This is a genomic window from Streptomyces sp. NPDC040622 (assembly GCF_055593965.1).
Genome location: NZ_JBVIXD010000003.1, coordinates 142,154 through 159,540, shown reverse-complemented (window position 1 = coordinate 159,540; position 17,387 = coordinate 142,154). Strand labels below are relative to the sequence as shown.

The 17,387-nt window shown below is 71.2% G+C and carries 8 protein-coding genes, 1 tRNA gene and 1 pseudogene; 9 read left to right on the top strand and 1 reads right to left on the bottom strand.

The features are described from left to right. The first annotated feature begins 147 nt into the window (after positions 1–147). The 9 genes from ACZ592_RS09060 (at position 148) to ACZ592_RS09020 (ending at position 15,616) form a co-directional block, all read left to right on the top strand. On the top strand, positions 148–2,550 hold the full coding sequence (locus ACZ592_RS09060; RefSeq protein ID WP_471580861.1) for a sodium-translocating pyrophosphatase: 2,403 nt from the start codon (positions 148–150) through the stop codon (positions 2,548–2,550). Positions 2,551–2,828: 278 nt separating this feature from the next. Beyond that, positions 2,829–3,413, top strand: coding sequence for a small secreted protein (locus ACZ592_RS09055; protein ID WP_471580860.1), 585 nt, complete (start codon positions 2,829–2,831; stop codon positions 3,411–3,413). 125 nt (positions 3,414–3,538) lie between these two features. Beyond that, the gene (locus ACZ592_RS09050; protein WP_471580859.1) at positions 3,539–5,053 is read left to right on the top strand and encodes a DUF7059 domain-containing protein; all 1,515 of its coding nucleotides are present in this window, start codon (positions 3,539–3,541) and stop codon (positions 5,051–5,053) included. Between the two features lie 380 nt (positions 5,054–5,433). After that, a complete protein-coding gene (locus ACZ592_RS09045; RefSeq protein ID WP_471580858.1) occupies positions 5,434–5,631 on the top strand; it encodes a hypothetical protein in 198 nt (65 codons plus the stop codon). Positions 5,632–6,061: 430 nt separating this feature from the next. Next, entirely contained in the window at positions 6,062–8,890 is a 2,829-nt protein-coding gene (gene topA / locus ACZ592_RS09040) for a type I DNA topoisomerase (protein WP_471580857.1), read from the top strand. A 119-nt stretch (positions 8,891–9,009) separates the two neighbouring features. After that, a complete protein-coding gene (tmk, locus tag ACZ592_RS09035; protein WP_471580856.1) occupies positions 9,010–12,243 on the top strand; it encodes a dTMP kinase in 3,234 nt (1,077 codons plus the stop codon). Between the two features lie 244 nt (positions 12,244–12,487). Next, positions 12,488–13,693 carry a DNA polymerase III subunit delta' gene (locus ACZ592_RS09030; RefSeq protein ID WP_471580855.1) on the top strand — a complete coding sequence of 402 codons (1,206 nt, stop codon included), beginning with the start codon at positions 12,488–12,490 and terminating at the stop codon, positions 13,691–13,693. A gap of 171 nt (positions 13,694–13,864) precedes the next feature. Beyond that, the gene (locus ACZ592_RS09025) at positions 13,865–15,436 is read left to right on the top strand and encodes an alpha/beta hydrolase (RefSeq protein ID WP_471580854.1); all 1,572 of its coding nucleotides are present in this window, start codon (positions 13,865–13,867) and stop codon (positions 15,434–15,436) included. A 106-nt stretch (positions 15,437–15,542) separates the two neighbouring features. Continuing rightward, positions 15,543–15,616: transfer RNA gene (locus tag ACZ592_RS09020), tRNA-Thr, on the top strand. Positions 15,617–15,733: 117 nt separating this feature from the next. Here ACZ592_RS09020 and ACZ592_RS09015 read toward each other — a convergent pair. Beyond that, positions 15,734–17,353: pseudogene (locus ACZ592_RS09015) on the bottom strand (tyrosine-type recombinase/integrase). Positions 17,354–17,387: the final 34 nt, after the last annotated feature.

The window sequence follows — 17,387 nt, the reverse complement described above, 5'->3', positions numbered from 1 at the left end:
ACTGCTTTCGGGGTCAATCGTCGATCGCGATCATTTGCTGAGGAGCAATCTCAAGTCAATTCCGTTTGTGGTGCTCTGTTTTGATCAGGTTCCGCTCCCTACAATCCGTCCACATCTTGAGCTCAGCCCAAGCGTCAAGGAGGACGAATGGCGGGGCTTTCTACCCCTCATCAGTTTGACCACCCCTCAACCTTCGCAGCCGCAGTCCTGACAGATGACAATCGCCTCATCGTGATGGTCATCGCGGTGGTCGCGCTCGCGGCGCTCGTCGTCGCGGGCGTCCTCGTACGCCAGGTACTGGCGGCGGGCGAGGGCACCGACAGCATGAAGAAGATCGCGAAGGCGATCCAGGTGGGCGCGAACGCCTATCTGGGCCGGCAGTTGCGCACTCTCGGCGTATTCGCCGTCGTGGTGTTCTTCCTGCTCATGCTGCTGCCCGCGGACGACTGGAATCAGCGCGCCGGACGATCGATCTTCTTCTTGGTCGGAGCGGCGTTCTCGGCGACCACCGGTTATATCGGTATGTGGCTCGCCGTGCGCAGCAATGTGCGTGTGGCGGCCGCTGCCCGAGAAGCCACTCCGGCCGAGGGTGAGCCCGAAAAGGATCTCACCGCCGTCTCGCACAAGGCCATGAAGATCGCTTTCCGCACGGGCGGCGTCGTCGGCATGTTCACGGTGGGGCTCGGTCTTCTGGGCGCCTCCTGTGTGGTGCTCGTCTACGCGGCCGACGCGCCGAAGGTGCTCGAAGGCTTCGGCCTCGGCGCGGCGCTGATCGCGATGTTCATGCGGGTCGGCGGCGGCATCTTCACCAAGGCCGCCGACGTCGGCGCCGACCTGGTCGGCAAGGTCGAGCAGGGCATTCCGGAGGACGATCCGCGCAATGCCGCGACCATCGCCGACAACGTGGGCGACAACGTCGGCGACTGTGCCGGTATGGCCGCCGACCTCTTCGAGTCCTACGCCGTGACGCTCGTCGCCGCGCTGATCCTCGGCAAGGTGGCGTTCGGCGACTCCGGGCTCGCCTTCCCGCTGCTCGTCCCGGCCATCGGCGTCGTGACGGCGATGATCGGCATCTTCGCGGTGGCGCCCCGGCGCTCCGACCGCAGTGGCATGAGCGCGATCAACCGGGGATTCTTCATCTCCGCGTTCATCTCGCTCGCGCTGGTCGCCGCGGCCGTCTACATCTATCTCCCGTCCACGTACACGGAGCTGGACGGCGTCACGGACGCGGCGATCAAGGGCCACGACGGCGATCCGCGGATCCTCGCGCTCGTCGCCGTGGCCATCGGCATCGTGATGGCCGCGCTGATCCAGCAGCTCACCGGCTACTTCACCGAGACCAACCGGCGTCCCGTACGGGACATCGGCAAGACCTCGCTCACCGGCCCGGCCACCGTGGTCCTCGCCGGCATCTCGCTCGGTCTGGAGTCGGCGGTCTACACCGCGCTGCTGATCGGTCTCGGCGTGTACGGGGCGTTCCTGCTCGGCGGTACGTCGATCATGCTCGCCCTCTTCGCCGTCGCGCTCGCCGGCACGGGCCTGCTGACCACGGTCGGCGTCATCGTCGCCATGGACACCTTCGGTCCCGTCTCCGACAACGCGCAGGGCATCGCCGAGATGTCCGGCGACGTCGAGGGCGCGGGCGCGCAGGTGCTCACCGACCTGGACGCCGTCGGCAACACCACCAAAGCCATCACCAAGGGCATCGCCATCGCGACCGCGGTCCTCGCGGCGGCGGCGCTCTTCGGGTCGTACCGCGACGCCATCGCGGAAGCGGCCAAGGACGTCGGCGAGAAACTGGGCGACGGCGCTCCGATGAACCTGGTGATGGACATCTCACAGCCCAACAACCTGGTGGGCCTCATCCTCGGCGCCGCGGTCGTCTTCCTCTTCTCGGGGCTCGCGATCAACGCGGTGTCGCGGTCGGCGGGAGCCGTGGTCTACGAGGTGCGGCGGCAGTTCCGCGAGCACCCCGGGATCATGGACTACAGCGAGGAACCGGAGTACGGACGCGTCGTCGACATCTGCACCAAGGACGCGCTCCGCGAGCTGGCCACGCCGGGTCTGCTCGCCGTGCTCACGCCGATCGCGGTCGGCTTCTCGCTCGGCGTCGGCGCGCTCGGCTCGTTCCTCGCGGGCGCGATCGGCACGGGCACGCTCATGGCCGTCTTCCTGGCCAACTCCGGTGGTGCCTGGGACAACGCCAAGAAGCTCGTCGAGGACGGCCACCACGGCGGCAAGGGCAGCGAGGCCCATGCCGCGACCGTCATCGGCGACACGGTCGGCGACCCGTTCAAGGACACCGCGGGCCCGGCGATCAACCCCCTGCTGAAGGTGATGAACCTGGTGGCGCTGCTCATCGCGCCCGCGGTCATCAAGTTCAGCTACGGGGACGACGCCAGCGTCGGGATGCGCGTGCTGATCGCTGCGCTCTCCATCGCGATCATCATCGGCGCCGTCTACATCTCAAAGAGGAGGGGCATCGCCGTCGAGGACGACGGCGACGCGGAGCGGGTGGCCAAGCCGGCCGACCCGGCCGTGGTCTCGTAGCGAGCTCTCGACGCTCGGCCGGAGAAGTCCTGACAGCCCTGCCAGCAGGGCCCCGACGCCCGGCCTGGTGACTCCGGGGCGGGTTCCGCCCAACGCGCGGGCGGGCGGCACTTTCTGAGTGGCCGTCCGCCCGTCGGCGTGCGCGGGCGAGCCGTGAGCCTTCTCTCGCGCTCCACAGCCTTACGCCGCTTGGTGCAAATGGCTGCAATAGCGGTAGTACCGGGCCCCCGGCATGCGGATGTAGCCCAGTTGGCGTGTAAGTTCCGGGGCCGAGAGCCATGGAAGGGACCAATCCGGTGAACAAGAAGCTTGCAGCCGCACTGTCCGGCGGTGCGGTACTGGTACTCGCCCTGTCAGGATGCAGCGACGACGGCAACAAGAAGCTGGACGACTGGGCCAAGAAGGTCTGTGACTCCGTACAGCCCGAGTCGAAGAAGATCGCGGACGCCAACGCCGCGATCCAGAAGCAGACCTCCGACAACAGCTCGCCGGCCGACGTCCAGAAGACCGACTCCAAGGCGTTCCAGGACATGTCTGACGCCTACAAGTCGATGGGCAGCGCCGTGAAGAGCGCCGGCGCGCCGCCGGTCGACGACGGGAAGAAGAAGACGGACGACGCCGTCAAGGAACTGAACGGCATCTCCAAGTCGTACGAGGAGCTGAAGAAGCAGGTCGACGGCCTCGACACCAAGAACCAGGCGGACTTCGCCGACGGTCTCAAGGACATCGCGGGTGACCTGGACAAGCTGAGCAAGAGCGGCAACGAGGCCCTGGAGAAGCTGCAGGAGGGGGAGGTCGGCAAGGCGATGGGCAAGCAGGACAGCTGCAAGAGCGCGTCCGCCACGCCGTCCGCCAAGAGCTAGCCCCTTCACCGGTCCTGCGCCGTCGACGCCCTCGGTGCCCAGGCACGCGCCGAGGGCGTCGGCGCGCGGCAAGGGCGTCGGTACGCGCCGGGGCATCCGTGCGCCGTGCGGGCCACAATGGAGAGGTGAGTAACGCCAGCCTCCCCCTGCCCTCGTCCGACCGCGCCGATGTGGCCGTCTCCCTGCGCGCCGCCCTGATCGGAGCCGACTTCACCGCCGACGGGCTGCTCGAGCTGCTCGGGGCGCCCGCGTACGCCGCGCTCGCCCGCAGCGAGACCGTGCCCGCGCTGCGGGCCACGCGCGGGGACGACGCCCTCGCGGCCCTCGTACGCCTCTTCCTGTTGCAGGAATCCGTGCCGCACGCGCGCGTGGCGGACGTTCTGCCCGTCGACGCCCTCCTGGAGAGCGACTGGCTGGCCGAGCGGGACGGCGCGCTGCGGGCGACCGTGGACGTGCGCCCGTACGGCGGGCCGGGCGGCGAGGACTGGTTCATCGTCTCCGACCTGGGCTGCGCGGTCGGCGGTGCCGGCGGGATCGGCAGTCACGAGGAGGGCGTCGTCCTGGGCGTGGGCGGCGCGTCCACGACGCTCGCGGGGATCACCGTGCGCATGCCCGTCGCGAGCGCCCTCGACCTCGGTACCGGTTCCGGCATCCAGGCCCTGCACGCCGCGCAGCACGCCACGCGCGTGACCGCGACCGACCTCAACCCCAGGGCGCTGCGGTTCACCCGCCTCACCCTGGCACTGTCCGGGGCCCCCGCGGCCGACCTGCGCGAGGGCTCGCTCTTCGAGCCGGTGGCGGACGAGACGTACGACCTGATCGTCTCGAACCCGCCCTTCGTGATCTCTCCGGGCACCCGGCTCACCTACCGGGACGGCGGGATGGGCGGGGACGATCTGTGCAGGTCGCTCGTTCAGGAGGCGGGGGAGCGGTTGAACGAAGGGGGGTACGCGCACTTCCTGGCCAACTGGCAGCACGTGGCGGGCGAGGAGTGGCAGGACCGTCTGCGGTCCTGGGTGCCCCGCGGCTGCGACGCCTGGATCGTGCAGCGCGAGGTGCAGGACATCACGCAGTACGCGGAGCTGTGGCTGCGCGACGCGGGGGACCACCGCACGGACCCCGCGCAGTACGCGGCGCGGTACGACGCGTGGCTGGACGAGTTCGAGGCGCGGGGCACGCGTGCCGTCGGCTTCGGCTGGATCGCCCTCAGGAAGTCGGGTGCCGACGAGCCCTCCGTCACCGTCGAGGAGTGGCCGCACCCCGTCGAGCAGCCGCTCGGCGACACGGTGCGGGAGTTCTTCGAGCGGCAGGACTATCTGCGCACGCACGACGACGCCGCGCTGCTCACCGGGCACTTCAAGCTCGCCGACGAGGTCGTGCAGGAGCAGGTCGGGCTGCCGGGCGCCGAGGACCCGGAGCACGTCGTGCTGCGCCAGAACCGAGGGATGCGGCGGGCCACCAAGGTGGACACCGTGGGCGCCGGGTTCGCGGGTGTCTGCGACGGCTCGCTGAGCGCCGGGCGGATCCTCGACGCCATCGCGCAACTGGTCGGGGAGGACCCGGTGTTGCTGCGGGACCGGACGCCCGCGCAGATCAGGCTCCTCGTCCAGCAGGGCTTCCTGCTGCCGGTCGGGGCGTAGCGGCCCTGCGCCTCCCCCGCCGCGCGGGGAGGGAATCAGGCCAACATCCCGGCCGCAACGGGCATTTCGGGTGCGCCGGGCGCGGGGCGGGCCGGGGCGCGGGGGTGCGGTGTTGGGGTGCGGTGCGCCGGGTGGGTGCGGGCACCGTTTGCCCGTACGACTCGCGCCACCGGGCCCGTACGACTCGCCACCGGTCCTGTACGACTCGCGCCACCGGTCCCGTACGACCCCGTCCCCGCCCCGGGCTGCCCACGCCCCCCCCGGCCCGTACGACCCGCGTGGCACAAGCGGTCCGCTCGCCGTTCACCGCGATTTCGTCCGCCCGATTCCCGTGCGTGTCAGCCTCCCGGCAGGGGAACTCGGCACGGGGAGGCAAGGCCATGGAGAGCGGACCGGCGATCTTCGCCGGAACGGTGTTCGCACTGTTCGGCGCGGGACTGCTGCTGTGGACGGGCGTGCGGGTCGCGCACCGCTCCCCGGTCGCCCAGGGTGTGAACCCCGTCGCATCGGCGACGCTCGCCACGCTGGCGGGATCGGGTGCGCTGATCCTCGGGGCGTGGTGTTTCACGCGGCTGTGAGCCGGCGGTGACGAGGGTCCCGCGACGCGCCGGACTCCTCCCTTCCGGTTGGCCGTGCCGCCGCGCCCCGGCTGGGCGTACGCCCTTCTTCCGGCCCGGCGCACACCCCGCTCCCGGTGATCGCGCAGGTGCCACCGGTCCTCCGGCCGGGCCGGGCGCCGAAACAGCGGGTCGCTACTCCGGGCGGCAGGAATGGCGGTAGTCGGGTTACCGTTCGAGTGGCCGTTGCGGGCTTTTCCCGTTTGACACGGGGGCGGGATGTACCGTCACACTCCGCAGCGACAGCGCAACGCAAGCCATGCGGGCACTGCCGGCGCACTGCACACGAGCACCGCCGCCGCGCACCGCGGCGGGCGGGGCGAGCGAGCAGTGCACCTGGGCACCGCCACCGCGCACTGCCACCGAGCGTCGACCGGAGAGAAGAGCGAAGTTGTCCCCGACCAGCGAGACCGCACAGGGCGGCCGCCGACTCGTCATCGTCGAGTCGCCTGCCAAGGCGAAGACGATCAAGAGCTACCTCGGCCCCGGCTACGTAGTCGAGGCCAGCGTCGGGCACATCCGCGACCTCCCCAACGGCGCCGCGGAGGTGCCCGAGAAGTACACCGGCGAGGTGCGCCGCCTCGGCGTGGACGTCGAACACGACTTCCAGCCCATCTATGTCGTCAATGCCGACAAGAAGGCGCAGGTCAAGAAGCTCAAGGACCTCCTGAAGGACTCCGACGAACTCTTCCTCGCCACCGATGAGGACCGCGAGGGCGAAGCCATCGCGTGGCACCTCCTCGAGGTCCTGAAGCCCAAGGTCCCCGTCCACCGGATGGTCTTCCACGAGATCACCAAGGACGCGATCCGCAGCGCCGTCGCCAACCCGCGCGAGCTCAACAAGCGCATGGTCGACGCCCAGGAGACCCGCCGCATCCTCGACCGCCTCTACGGCTACGAGGTCTCGCCGGTCCTGTGGAAGAAGGTCATGCCGCGCCTGTCGGCCGGCCGCGTCCAGTCGGTCGCCACCCGCCTCGTCGTCGAGCGTGAGCGCGAGCGCATCGCCTTCCGCTCCGCCGAGTACTGGGACCTGACCGGCACCTTCGGCACCGGCCGCACCGGTGATGCCTCCGACCCCGCGCAGCTGGTCGCCCGCCTCACCGCGGTCGACGGCAAGCGCATCGCGCAGGGCCGTGACTTCAGCTCGCTCGGCCAGCTGAAGCCCAACAGCGCGAACACCCTCCACCTGGACGAGGCCAACGCCCGCGCGCTGGCCGCCGCCCTCCAGGACACGCGGTTCTCCGTACGCTCCGTCGAGTCGAAGCCCTACCGCCGCTCGCCGTACGCGCCCTTCCGTACGACGACGATGCAGCAGGAGGCGAGCCGCAAGCTCGGCTTCGGCGCGAAGGCCACCATGCAGGTGGCCCAGAAGCTGTACGAGAACGGCTTCATCACCTACATGCGTACGGACTCCACGACCCTGTCCGACACGGCGGTCACGGCCGCCCGTGCGCAGGTCACGCAGCTCTACGGCAGCGACTATCTGCCGGACAAGCCCCGCACGTACGCCGGCAAGGTCAAGAACGCGCAGGAGGCGCACGAGGCGATCCGCCCGTCGGGTGATCGTTTCCGCACGCCCGCCGAGACCGGCCTGACCGGCGACCAGTTCCGCCTCTACGAGCTCATCTGGAAGCGGACCGTCGCCTCCCAGATGAAGGACGCGGTCGGCAACTCCGTCACGGTCAAGATCGGTGGCACGGCCGCCGACGGCCGCGACGCCGAGTTCAGCGCGTCCGGCAAGACCATCACCTTCCACGGCTTCCTCAAGGCGTACGTCGAGGGCGCCGACGACCCGAACGCCGAGCTGGACGACCGCGAGCGCAGGCTTCCGCAGGTCAGCGAGGGCGACGCGCTCTCCGCCGACGAGATCTCCGTCGACGGACACGCCACCAAGCCCCCGGCCCGCTACACCGAGGCCTCGCTGGTCAAGGAACTCGAAGAGCGCGAGATCGGCCGCCCGTCGACGTACGCGTCGATCATCGGCACGATCCTCGACCGCGGCTACGTCTTCAAGAAGGGGACGGCACTCGTGCCCTCCTTCCTGTCGTTCGCCGTCGTCAACCTGCTGGAGAAGCACTTCGGCCGGCTCGTCGACTACGACTTCACCGCCAAGATGGAGGACGACCTCGACCGCATCGCACGCGGCGAGGCGCAGGCCGTGCCGTGGCTGCGGCGCTTCTACTTCGGCGAGGGCGAGGGCTCCGGCGGCGCCGCCGAAGCGGGCAACGGCGACGGCGACCACCTCGGCGGCCTCAAGGAACTCGTCACCGACCTCGGGGCGATCGATGCCCGCGAGGTGTCGTCCTTCCCGGTCGGCAACGACATCGTGCTGCGCGTCGGCCGCTACGGCCCCTACGTCGAGCGCGGCGAGCGCGACTCCGAGAACCACCAGCGCGCGGACGTCCCCGACGACCTCGCGCCCGACGAGCTGACCGTCGAGTACGCGGAGGAGCTGCTCGCCAAGCCGAGCGGCGACTTCGAACTGGGCGCGGACCCGCAGAGCGGCCACCAGATCGTCGCCAAGGACGGCCGCTACGGCCCGTACGTGACGGAGATCCTCCCCGAGGGCACCCCGAAGACCGGCAAGAACGCGGTCAAGCCGCGTACGGCCTCGCTCTTCAAGTCCATGTCGCTCGACACGGTCACCCTCCAGGACGCCCTCAAGCTGATGTCCCTGCCGCGCGTGGTCGGCGCCGACGCCGAGGGCGTCGAGATCACCGCGCAGAACGGCCGGTACGGCCCGTACCTGAAGAAGGGCACGGACTCGCGGTCGATCGACACCGAGGACCAGCTCTTCACCATCACGCTCGAAGAGGCCCTGGAGATCTACTCCAAGCCGAAGCAGCGGGGGCGCGCGGCCGCGAAGCCGCCGCTCAAGGAGCTCGGCGAGGACCCGGTCAGCGGGAAGCCGGTCGTCGTCAAGGACGGTCGCTTCGGGGCGTACGTCACCGACGGCGAGACGAACGCGACGCTGCGGGCGGCGGACTCCGTCGAGGACATCACCGCGGAGCGCGGCTACGAGCTCCTGGCGGAGAAGCGGGCGAAGGGGCCGGCGAAGAAGACGGCCAAGAAGGCGCCCGCCAAGAAGGCACCCGCGAAGAAGACGGCTGCCAAGAAGACCACGGCGGCCAAGAAGACGACCACCGCCAAGAAGACCGCGGCCAAGAAGACGACCGCTACGAAGGCGACGGCTTCGAAGAGCGCCTCTTCGGAGGAGTGACGTTTCCTGTGCCGGGCGCCGCGTTCGACGGTGCCCGGCATTGTGCGCACATCGGGACCTGACGGTCGTTTGTTCGGGTGGCTCCGCGAGGAGGCAACCCGTCCAGATAGGCTGGACGGATGACGCGTGCCGAGCAGCCAACGGCCGGAATCCCGGCCCCCGACGACGCCCTGGTCGCAGATTCCCGAGAGCGTGCCCTCCGCGCCTTGCTGCGCGTACCCCAGCTGAAGAGGCTGTGGAGCGCACAGCTCGTCGACTGTGTCGGCGACGCGCTCGCACTGCTCGTCCTGGTGATCCTTGCGCTCCAGTCGGCCATCGCCGAAGGCGCCTTCGGAGGCGGCTATCGGGGCGTGGCCTTCGCCATCACCGCCGTCTTCGGAGCACGCGTCCTCGCGACGCTGCTCTTCGGAGCGGTACTTCTCGGGCCGCTCACCTCACTGACCTCTCCGGACGGCCCGCTCGACCGCCGCTGGACCATGGTCGGCGCCGACGGTGTACGGGCCGGACTGCTGATCGTCGCCCCCTTGTGGATCGACTGGACCCCGGACAACGCCCTCGCGGTGATCCTGGTGACGTCCTTCGTGATCGGGGTCGCCGAACGGTTCTGGACGGTGGCCCGGGAGAGCGCGGCACCCGCGCTGCTGCCCGCGCCGCCCCTGGAGGGCGCGACGGTGCGGCCGCTGCCGGACCACATGGACGCGCTGCGGCGCCTCTCCCTGCGTACGGGATTCCTCGCCCTGCCCATCGCGGCCGCGACCCTCGTCGCCATCACACTCATCGGCAACCTCCTCGGCGCCGGACTCGACTGGTTCGACCTGCACCAGGCGGGACTCGCCTCCTTCATGGCGGCCGGACTCTTCGCCGCGTCGCTGTCGATCGTCTACTTCCTTGAGATTCCCGGTACGCAGACGCCCCGCGCGCGCAGCCCGCTCGAGGGACTGCGCCGCCCGCGCACCGGCACCGGCACCGACAAGGGCCGCACCGGCGCGATCCCGCTCTTCGTCGCGGCCTGCGCCGCCGTCGCGGGAGCCGTCGCGGCGGCCGTCGCCGTCGCCGTGCTGCACGCCAAGGACCTGGGTGGCGGGCCCGTCACGTACGGCCTGATCGTCCTCGCCCTGACCGGCGGCACCGCCCTCGGCATCCGCACCGCGCCGACCCTGCTGCCCTCGCTCTCGCGCCGCAGGCTGCTCGCCCTCGCCATCGCCCTCACCGGCGTCGCACTGCTCGCCGCGGGCCTCGTGCCCGACGTGACGACCGTGCTGCTGCTCCTGGTCCTCACCGGGGTCTGCGCGGGCGTCGCCGCGAACATCGGGCACGCGCTCCTCGACCAGGAGGTCGAGGACTACCGCAGGGCCCGCACCACGGAGCACCTCCAGGCGGTCGTCCGGCTCAGCCTCGCGATCGGCGCGCTGGTGGCCCCCGTGGTCGCCGCCGCGATCGGGCCGCACCGCATGGTCAACGGCAAGTTCGTCTTCGACCACGGCGGCGCCGCCTTCACCCTGATGCTGGTCGGCGCGCTGCTGCTGCCGGTGGCCGCGCTCGTCCTCGCCAAGGCCGACGACCGGCAGGGCGTGCCCCTCCGGCACGACCTGCGGGACGCGCTGCGCGGCGGCGACGACCCGGCGCAGGCGCCCTGCGCCACCGGCTTCTTCATCGCCCTGGAGGGCGGCGACGGCGCCGGGAAGTCCACGCAGGCCGAGGCGCTCGCCGAGTGGATCCGCGCCAAGGGGCACGAGGTCGTCGTCACGCGCGAGCCGGGCGCGACGCCCGTCGGCAAGCGGCTGCGGTCGATCCTCCTCGACGTGTCGTCGGCCGGCCTCTCGCACCGCGCCGAGGCGCTCCTGTACGCGGCGGACCGGGCCGAACACGTCGACACCGTCGTACGCCCCGCCCTGGAGCGCGGCGCCGTGGTCATCTCCGACCGCTACATCGACTCGTCCGTCGCCTACCAGGGCGCGGGACGCGACCTGTCGCCCACCGAGGTGGCCCGCATCAACCGCTGGGCGACCGGCGGCCTCGTACCGCACCTGACGTGCCTGCTCGACGTGTCGCCCGAGGCCGCCCGCGAGCGGTTCACGGAGGCGCCCGACCGCCTCGAGTCGGAGCCGGCCGAGTTCCACGCACGCGTGCGCGCCGGATTCCTCACGCTCGCCGCCGGTGACCCGGGGCGCTACCTGATCGTGGACGCCTCCCAGGAGCCGGAAGCGGTCACGACTGTGATCCGGCACCGGCTCGACCTCGTCCTGCCGCTCTCCGAAGCCGAGGTGAAGGCGCAGGAGGAGGCCCGCAAGGCCGCCGAGGAGGAGGCCAGGCGCAAGGCCGAGGAAGAGGCCGCCCGCAAGGCCGAGGAAGAGCGCCTGGAGCGCGAGCGCCAGGAGCAGCTCGCCAAGCTCCGTGCCGAGGAGGAGGAGCGCAAGCGGCGCGAGCTGGAGGAGGCCCAGCGCCGCGAGGCCGAGCGCCAGGCCGAGGAGGCCAGGAAGCGCGCCGAGGAGGCGCGGCGCAAGGCCGAGGAGGAGAAGGCCAGGCTCCTGGCCGAGGAGAAGGTGCGGGCGGCCGAGGAGGCCAAGCGCCGCCGTGAGGCGGAGGAAGAGGCGCGGCTGCGGGCCGAGGCCGAGGAGCGGCGGCTCGAGAAGCAGCGCAAGGCGGAGGAGGCGCTGCTGCGGGCCGAGGAGGCGCGCCGTCTCGCGGCGGCTTCGGCGGCCGCGGCGGCTACGCCGTCGGTGTCGTCCAGCCCGGCGCGCTCGCAGTCGTCCGCGGCGTCTGCGGCACAGCCGAAGTCGACTCCGCCGGCCAAGGACACCGGTGCTTCGGAGAAGGCGGAGAAGCCGGAGAAGGCGCGGGAGGCGCGGGAGGCGCCGAAGGCCGAGACGTCCGAGAAGAGGGGCACCGGTTCCTCGGAGGAGTCCGTGCCGGACAACGAGACCACCGTGTCCACGCCGGTCGTCGCACTGCCCGCCGGGGCGGCCGACGAGACGGCCGTCCTGCCCGCGTTCCGGGCCGACGGCCCCGGCCCGGAGGACACCGAGGTGCTGCCGCAGCCGCCGGCGCCCGAGGGAGCCGCGGACGAGACGGCCGTGCTGCCGGCCGTCCAGGACGACAAGGTGCCGCCGGGCTACTTCAGGGACGAGCGTCCCGCGTCCTCGCCCGACGGTCCCAACGAGCGCACCCGCGAACTGCCCCAGGTCGACGAGCAGGGCGTGCCCCGGCGATCCCGCTCCGACTGGGCCGAGGAGACGCCGCTCGACGACCTGCCGTCGCTGGCCGACGAACTGCTCGGCTCGCACGAGGACGACCGGGGCGACGCGGGCGAGGACCAGGGCGGCCGTGGGCGCCGCGGCCGCAAGGGCCGCTGAGCCGTGCGGCCGCGAGGCCGCGAGGCCGCGAGGCCGGGGCCCGGCGGACGGCCGGCCCCGGCAGTGGCAGACGGCTGGGTCCGGCAGTGGCAGACGGCTGGGCCTGGTAGACGGCCGGGCCCGGCGGGGATTGTCAGTGGCGTCCTCCACAATGGGCAGTCCGGTCACGACGGTCGATCCCGTGTCGATCCGGTGGCAGTCCGGCGCCCGGCCGGAGCAGAGCGCAGCGTAAGGCGGTGACCCCATGAGCGTGTGGGACGACCTGGTGGGGCAGGAGCGGGTGGGCGAGCAGCTGAGTGCTGCCGCCCGGGACGCCGACGCCCTGGTGACGGCGGCCGCCGCGGACTCCCCGCCGCCCGAGTCGTCGAAGATGACGCACGCCTGGCTGTTCACGGGCCCGCCCGGCTCCGGCCGGGCCACCGCCGCACGCGCCTTCGCCGCAGCCCTGCAGTGCACCAGCCCGGACCGCGCGCTCGGCGGCGTCCCCGGCTGCGGGTTCTGCGACGGTTGCCACACCAGCCTGGTCGGCACGCACGCCGACGTGGAAGTGGTGCGCACGGACATGCTGTCCATCGGTGTGAAGGAGACCCGCGAACTCGTCCGTAGGGCGCAGCTCTCGCCGGCCGTCGGACGCTGGCAGGTCATCGTCCTTGAGGACGCCGACCGTCTCACCGAGGGCGCGGGCAACGTCCTCCTGAAGGCGGTAGAGGAGCCGGCCCCCCGCACGGTGTGGCTGCTCTGCGCGCCCTCCCTGGAGGACGTGCTGCCGACCATCCGCTCCCGTTGCCGGCACCTGACGCTGCGTACGCCCCCGGTGGACGCGGTGGCCGACCTGCTCGTCCGCAGGGACGGCATCGAGCCCGACGTCGCCGCGACGGTGGCCCGCGCCACGCAGGGGCACATCGGCCGCGCGCGGCGCCTGGCGACGGACCCGCGCGCGCGGGAGCGCAGGGCGGCCGTCCTGAAGATGCCGCAGCGGGTGGCGGAGATCGGCGGCTGTCTGAAGGCCGCGCAGGAGCTGATCGACACGGCGGGCGAGGACGCCAAGCAGGTCGCCGAGGAGGTCGACGTCAAGGAGACCGAGGAGCTGAAGGCGGCGCTCGGGGCGGCGCAGGGCGGCCGGATGCCGCGCGGTACGGCCGGCGCGATGAAGGAGCTCGAGGACCGGCAGAAGCGCCGCAGGACCCGTACGCAGCGCGACAGCCTCGACCTCGCCCTGGTCGACCTGACCGGCGTCTACCGGGACGTTCTGGCCCTGCAGCTGGGTTCGCGGGTGGCCATCGCCAACACCGAGGTGCAGGACATGCTGCAGCGCATGGCCGTGGGCACCTCGCCCGAGTCCACGCTGCGCCGCATCGAGGCCATCGGCGCCTGCCGCGTCGCCCTGGACCGCAATGTGGCGCCGCTGCTCGCGGTCGAGGCGATGACGGTGGCGCTGCGGGCGGGGTGAGGACGGCGGCGCCGGGCGTTGCTTGAGGGCGGGGCTTGAAGGCAGGGCCTGAGGGCTGAGGGCTGAGGGCGGGGCGAGAGGGCGGGGTTTCGCGTCCGGCCGGGCGTTGACGGAGTCACTCGTACGAGCGCCATGAGTGATCACGTGCTCGCGGAGAGTTACCCTCGCGTGATGGACCACAGCCGTCGCGGCCGCCGCAGCCGTCATCTCGCCCTCCGCACGTGCGGCACCCTGATCGTGGCCGCGGGGCTGCTCATCTCCGGCTGTTCGTCAGGGAGTTCGACCGCGGGCGCCTCCATGACGTCGCTGTCCCACTCGGTGCCGGCGGAGCTCGCCCCGTACTACGGACAGAAGCTGAGCTGGCACGAGTGCGGCGTCCCCGGCTTCGAGTGCGCCTCCATGAAGGCCCCGCTCGACTACGCCGAGCCGGGGGAGGGCGACATCAAGCTGGCCGTCGCCCGCAAGCAGGCCACCAAGAAGAAGGGCCGCCTCGGCTCGCTCCTGGTCAACCCCGGCGGCCCCGGCGGCTCCGCGGTCGGCTACCTCCAGTCGTACGCGGCGCTCGGCTACCCCGCCCAGGTCCGCGCCCGCTACGACATGGTGGCCGTCGACCCGCGCGGCGTGGCCCGCAGCGAGCCCGTCACCTGTCTCGACGGCAAGCGGATGGACGCGTACACGCAGACCGACGTCACGCCCGACGACCAGCGCGAGACCGAGGGCCTGCGCGCCGCCTTCAAGACGTTCGCGGACGGCTGCGAGGCCCACTCGGCCGAGGTCCTTCCGCACGTCTCGACGGTCGAGGCGGCCCGCGACATGGACGTGCTGCGGGCGGCGCTCGGCGACGAGAAGCTGTCGTACGTGGGCGCTTCGTACGGGACGTTCCTCGGCGCGACGTACGCCGAGCTCTACCCCGAGCGCGTCGGCCGCCTGGTCCTCGACGGCGCGATGGACCCCTCACTGCCCGCGCGGCGCATGAACCGCGACCAGACGGCCGGCTTCGAGACGGCGTTCCGGTCCTTCGCGAAGGACTGCGTGGCGCGCGGCGCGGACTGCCCCCTGGGGGACAAGAGCCCCGAGGACGCGGGCAAGCGCCTGAAGTCCTTCTTCGACGAGCTGGACCGCAAGCCGCTGGCCGTGGGCGGGAACCACGAGAGGAAACTCGGCGAGGCGCTCGCCACGACGGGCGTGATCGCGGCGATGTACGACGAGGCGGGCTGGCCGCAACTGCGCGACGCGCTCACCTCCGCGATGAAGGACAAGGACGGCGCGGGCCTGCTCGCCCTCTCCGACGGCTACTACGAGCGGGACGGCGACGGGAAGTATGCGAACCTCATGTTCGCCAACGCGGCCGTGAACTGCCTGGACCTGCCGCCCGCCTTCGCCTCGCCCACCGAGGTCGAGAAGGACCTGCCCTCCTTCGAGAAGGCCTCCCCGGTCTTCGGCGAGGGCCTCGCCTGGTCGTCCCTGAACTGCACGTACTGGCCGGTGCGGGCCACGGGCAAGCCGCACCGCATCGAAGCGAAGGGTGCGGACCCGATCGTGGTGGCGGGCACGACCCGCGACCCGGCGACCCCCTACCGCTGGGCGAAGGCCCTGGCCTCCCAGCTCTCCTCCGGCCGCCTGCTGACCTACGAGGGCGACGGCCACACGGCGTACGGCCGGGGCAGCGAGTGCATCGACTCGACGATCAACGCCTACCTCCTGAAGGGCACCGTCCCGAAGGAAGGAAAGCGCTGCTCATAGGCGTGGGGGCCGCGGTCCGAGGCCCTCGGGCGGGGGTGTGCGGAGCACCCTCGAAAACTGTGTAGACTTGGCCGCGTTGCTGATCGCACCATGGTGCGGACGGCGCGCCGCCTTAGCTCAGATGGCCAGAGCAACGCACTCGTAATGCGTAGGTCTCGGGTTCGAATCCCGAAGGCGGCTCGGAATCACCCCAGGACTCACTCGCCGTGACCTGGGGTTTTTTCATGTTCGGGGCATGCCGAGCCGCGCGACGGGGAGGTTTCGGAAGTGCTTGCGTGATCGGAGCGGCTCAGGGACCTACTTCTTGGGCTCCCGGCGCTTGGCCTTCTTGTCCGCCTTGGCCTGGGCTTTCGGCTTGTCCTTCGACTTGCCGGCGTTCTTGGCCTTCTCCTTCTTCGCGGCCTTGCGTGCCGCCTTCTCGGCCTTGGCCTTGCGCTGGAGGGGGACGAGCTTCGCGGTCGCTTCGGCGGCGCTCCTGCCGACGTGGGGCAGGACGCTCTGGTAGATGTCCCGTGTGATCCGGGTGTCGCTGTGGCCAAGGGTGTCCGACACGATCTTGATGTCGATGTCGGCGGCGAGCATGAGGGTTGCAGCACCGTGGCGTAGATCATGCAGCCGGATCGGCGGGAGGCCGGAGGCGGCGACGAGGCGCTCGAAGAGGTCGGTCACCTTGCCAGGGTGGAGCCAGGAGCCGTCTTCCTGGGTGAAGACGTGGCCGGTGCCGACCCAGGCCGAGCCCCACTCCTTGCGGTCCGCGTCCTGCCGTTCCCGGTGCCGCTTCAGGACGACGACGGTGTCGTCGTCGAGTGCGACCATGCGATAGCCGCTGTCCGTCTTGGGATCGGATGCCTCGATCTCCCAGCCGTCCTGGACGAGTTGGGAGGAGACGGTGAGGGAGTGAGTGTCGAGGTTCGTCTCCGACCACGGCTGCCCGCATGCCTCGCCACGACGCAGTCCGCGGAACGCGATCAGGTGCTACATCGCGTACATCCGGTCCTCGGCGACGAAGTCGAGGAAGGAACCGGTCTGTTGGGGCGTCCAGACCATCACGGGCGACGGCTTCTCGCCCGTCTGCTCCCACTTGGCGACGCGTTCGTCCGTCCACACGAGCGCCTTCGGCTTGCGCACGGGGTCGATCTCGACGTGGGCGGCCGGGTTGAACGTGATGATCTGCTGCCCGATCGCGTCGTTCAGGGCCGCGCGGAGGGTGGTGGCCTTGACGTGCTGGCGCGTGGCGGGGCCGGTGATGCGACGGAAGGGCGGCATCTCGTCGATCGCGGCCTTCATCGCCTTGCGGCGGGCGCGGTGCTCCCCGCCCTTCTACGGATCGTCGCCAAATCGTCGATCGCGGCCCGCCGTTGGGCGTTGTCTTCCAGGGTCTGGGCGTTGGCGTCGTGGATGTCCGTGAACATCTCACTGAGGTGGCTGACGCGCAGCCGGTCGAGGCGCCGGTTGCCGATGCGCGGCTTCAAGTGCACGCGGATGTCGGTCTCGTAGCGGTTCAGGCCGGACTTGCCTATGCGCTTCCCGTCCAGCCACCGGTCGAGCCACTCGGCCACGGTCAGGCTGCCGATGAGGTCCTGGCCGGCGTTGAGGCGTCGCCTCGTCTCCTCGACGTCGGGCAGAGGTGTCCGCTCGCGGCTGACCTCGGCCAGCATCTCGGCGATCAGCTCTGTGCCCTCGGGGTCGTCCGGCTCGGCCAGGCCCAGGAGGGCGCGTACGTGGTCGAGATCGGCCTGGGCGCCCTCGCGGCTGTCGGGCGAAGGACCTGCGGCCGCCGTCCTCACGCGGTGGCAGCTCCTGGCGTATCGAGTAGGTGCAGTGGTTCCTGCTGTTGCGCTTGGGGCAGGAGGCGCCGAGTTCCTTGCCGGTCTTGGGGTCGCGGCAGGAGCAGCGGCGGTAGGTGGAGCCCCTTATGTTGATGCGAAGCGGAAGGGCTGACCGAGCCGGT

What these genes read in the sequence shown, in the direction of transcription:
- ACZ592_RS09025 (WP_471580854.1), top strand. Translation starts at nt 13,865, where the DNA reads ATGGACCACAGCCGTCGCGGCCGCCGCAGCCGTCATCTCGCCCTCCGC.
- tmk (WP_471580856.1), top strand. Translation starts at nt 9,010, where the DNA reads ATGACGCGTGCCGAGCAGCCAACGGCCGGAATCCCGGCCCCCGACGAC.
- ACZ592_RS09060 (WP_471580861.1), top strand. Translation starts at nt 148, where the DNA reads ATGGCGGGGCTTTCTACCCCTCATCAGTTTGACCACCCCTCAACCTTC.
- ACZ592_RS09030 (WP_471580855.1), top strand. Translation starts at nt 12,488, where the DNA reads ATGAGCGTGTGGGACGACCTGGTGGGGCAGGAGCGGGTGGGCGAGCAG.
- ACZ592_RS09055 (WP_471580860.1), top strand. Translation starts at nt 2,829, where the DNA reads ATGGAAGGGACCAATCCGGTGAACAAGAAGCTTGCAGCCGCACTGTCC.
- ACZ592_RS09045 (WP_471580858.1), top strand. Translation starts at nt 5,434, where the DNA reads ATGGAGAGCGGACCGGCGATCTTCGCCGGAACGGTGTTCGCACTGTTC.